This is a genomic window from Collimonas sp. (assembly GCF_044339385.1).
Lineage (GTDB): Bacteria > Pseudomonadota > Gammaproteobacteria > Burkholderiales > Burkholderiaceae_D > Collimonas.
On the sequence record NZ_JBIIVN010000221.1, the window covers coordinates 1 to 3,081 of the forward strand.

The window sequence follows — 3,081 nt, forward strand, 5'->3', positions numbered from 1 at the left end:
GTTTGATAGACTTATCCACAGCTACTAACTCAAAACGCAGCGACCAGCCCTGGGTCACATTTCGATCAGCAGGCTGGGTCAAGATTCAATCAGCGCCAACAACAGTATGTTCTGATAGTTGTTGAGCCACTATTAATCAGCCAGAAATTATATCGTAAATCGTTAGGCGCTGCGGTTCCCGCCGTCTGTGCAACGCGGCATAATACCGGCATGAAACAACAAATTCTCGACATCGATACCGCAGATTGGCAGATCAGCGCGCCGAACCCCGCCTGGATTTCCGCGCTTGAAGCGGGGAAAGTCCTATATTTCCCTCATCTTAGCTTTGCGTTTACCGCCGACGAAAGGCGCTTTCTGACGCCGGCGATTCGCCATCCAAAGAGTCGCAATATCAGCCTTGATGCCAATGACCAACTCAAAGGCGCGATCGGTGAAGCAGCAGAGCAAGCCGCGCTGGCGAACATGATAGGGCGGTTTCGGCAGCAAGCGCAGCAGCTGATTTACGGTTTGCTTCCTGCGTATGCCGATACCGGCAGCGGATTGCGGCTGGCGCCAACCAGTTATCGGCCGATGCAGGTGGAGACGCGCGCCCAATCCTGGCGTGCCGATGACCGGCGGCTGCATGTCGATGCATTTCCTTCCAGGCCAAATTACGGTGAGCGCATCTTGCGCGTCTTTGCCAACGTCAATCCGGATGGTGTGCCGCGCGTATGGCGTGTCGGTGAGCCGTTCGGGGATGTGGCGCAGCGTTTCTTGCCTAAACTAAAGGCGTATTCGCGCTGGCAGGCGCAGGCACTCAACGCTTTACATGTCACCAAGTCATTACGCAGCGAATACGATCATTTAATGCTGCAATTGCATGATGCGATGAAAGCGGATCTGGATTATCAAAAAAACGGTGCGCAAGTCACACAGCCGTTTGCTGCCGGATCAGTGTGGGTGTGTTTTTCCGACCAGACGCCGCATGCGGTTATGTCTGGCCAGTTCATGATGGAGCAAACCTTGCACCTTCCCGCCGCCAGCCAATACGACCCGGAGGCTAGTCCGCTGGCAATCCTGCGCCGTCTCACTGGCCGCGCGTTGACCGCATGAAATCGGCTGTGGGGTTTGATGCAGGACGGGCCTGGCGTATCCGTTTATTGTATTCGGCAGTGTGGTGGCTGGCTATGCCGATCGTATTGCTGCGCTTGTGGCGGCGCGGCAGTAAGGAGCCGGGCTACCGGCAGCACGTGCTGGAGCGCATCGGTTTTTATCCGCGCCAGGCGCCGTCAGCTGCTGCGCGCAAATTTCTGTGGGTTCACGCTGTCTCGGTGGGTGAAACCCGCGCCGCCGAACCGCTGATTGCGGCGCTGCTCGATGCTTACCCAGAACATGCGATCCTGCTGACGCACATGACAGCGACCGGGCGCGCGACCGGGCAGGCATTGTTCGGTAAGTCGCCGCGGGTGCAGCAATGCTTTCTGCCATACGATACCGGCTGGATGGTGGGGCGCTTCCTGCGCCATTTCAAACCATCGTTGTGCGTCTTGATGGAAACCGAGGTGTGGCCCAATCTGATCGCCCGATGCCGGCAATATCGGGTGCCGGTGGCGCTGGTCAATGCGCGTTTGTCGGCGCGCTCGCTGCGCCGTGGCAAACGCTTTGCGACATTGATGACCGAAGCGGCTGCCGGTATGTCTTGCGTTGGCGCGCAAACCGAAGCTGACGCCGCACGCCTGCGGCAACTCGGAGGGGACAATGTGCATGTGACCGGCAGCGTCAAGTTCGACGTCACGCCACCGTCGGCTTTGTTGGAGCTTGGTGGCCTGTTGCGCGCACAGATCGGCAATCGCCGTATCTTGCTGTGCGCCAGTACGCGAGAAGGAGAGGAGGAGTTGATCCTTGATGCGTTGGCGCGCCGCAGCGATGACCCGGCGTATGCCGATTTGCTGACGGTGATAGTGCCGCGACAACCGCAGCGCTTTGACGAAGTTGTCGAGATGGCGGCCAGCAAAGGTTTGCCGCCGTTGCGCCGGACACGATTGGGCAGCGCAGCAATGCAAGTTCCTCCCGAGGTGAGGGTGCTGATCGGCGATTCGATGGGGGAAATGTTTGCTTATTACGCGCTCTGCGACGTCGCTTTCATCGGCGGCAGCTTGTTGCCCATGGGCGGACAAAACCTGATCGAGGCTTTTGCCGTCGGCAAGCCGGTATTGATCGGTGCGCACACCTTCAATTTCGCCGACATTACTGAACAAGCGATTGCTGCCGGCGCCGCACAGCGAGTGAGTGGTGCCGAGAATATGCTGGATGCCGCAATGCGCCTGCTGCAGAACGATCAAGAGCGTCAGCTGATGGGTCAACAGGCCGTTGATTTTGCGCGGCAACATCGCGGTGCGACAGCGCGCACCATGGCGTTGTTGCAGCCGCTGATTGTTGGCGTCGGCGTCGGCGTCTGAAGATGGCGGTTTCGCTGATCGTCACCAAAGTAGTCGGTTCGCTACTACTGTTGCCGACCAATCTGATACTGGCATGTAGTGTCGGTATGCTGTTGCGGCGTAAGTCTCCGCGCCTTGGCATCGCCGTCAGCCTTGCATCGTTGTTGATGTTGCTGATCGTCAGTACCAAGGCCGGAGCATGGTTGCTGGCGGCGCCGTTGGAGCAGCGCACGCCGCCACTGGCTGAGGCCGTTGTCGGTGATGCCCAAGCCATCGTCATTCTCGGTGGCGGGCGGTTGGCGAGTGCGCCGGAATATGCTGGCAACGATGTCCCGAATTACTGGACTTTGGCACGTCTGCGATACGGCGCTAAGCTACAGCGTCAGAGTGGCTTGCCGATACTGGTATCGGGGGGCATGCCGGACGGCAGTAAAGCCTCTGAAGCGGCCGTGATGGCGGAGAGTTTGAGGGACGATTTTGGCGTGCCGGTAAAGTGGTTGGAAGGTGCCTCTGACAATACCGAGCAAAATGCCGCCTTTTCGGCTGCAATATTGAGCTTCCCTCGATTTTTCGTCTTCCAACAGGTGGCTTTTATGCCGCCTGTTTTTCCTGATGTTGCTCAGTGAGCCAGTCATCTAAATACTGGCAGGGTGAACGATAGCCA

3 protein-coding genes are annotated in these 3,081 nt (G+C 58.2%); all 3 read left to right on the forward strand.

The window, feature by feature from the left end:
- Positions 1 to 210: 210 nt before the first annotated feature.
- The 3 genes from ACIQ0R_RS12095 to ACIQ0R_RS12105 are packed head-to-tail and all read left to right on the forward strand — an operon-like array spanning position 211 to position 3,043.
- Positions 211 to 1,092: a Kdo hydroxylase family protein gene (locus ACIQ0R_RS12095; RefSeq protein ID WP_395827772.1), complete on the forward strand. Its 882-nt coding sequence runs from the start codon at positions 211 to 213 to the stop codon at positions 1,090 to 1,092.
- Positions 1,089 to 2,438, forward strand: a complete 1,350-nt coding sequence (waaA, locus tag ACIQ0R_RS12100) for a lipid IV(A) 3-deoxy-D-manno-octulosonic acid transferase (RefSeq protein ID WP_395827775.1) — start codon at positions 1,089 to 1,091, stop codon at positions 2,436 to 2,438. Before ACIQ0R_RS12095 ends, waaA begins: the two co-directional genes overlap by 4 nt.
- Before the next feature lie 2 nt (positions 2,439 to 2,440).
- Positions 2,441 to 3,043, forward strand: a complete 603-nt coding sequence (locus tag ACIQ0R_RS12105) for a YdcF family protein (protein ID WP_395827778.1) — start codon at positions 2,441 to 2,443, stop codon at positions 3,041 to 3,043.
- Positions 3,044 to 3,081: the final 38 nt, after the last annotated feature.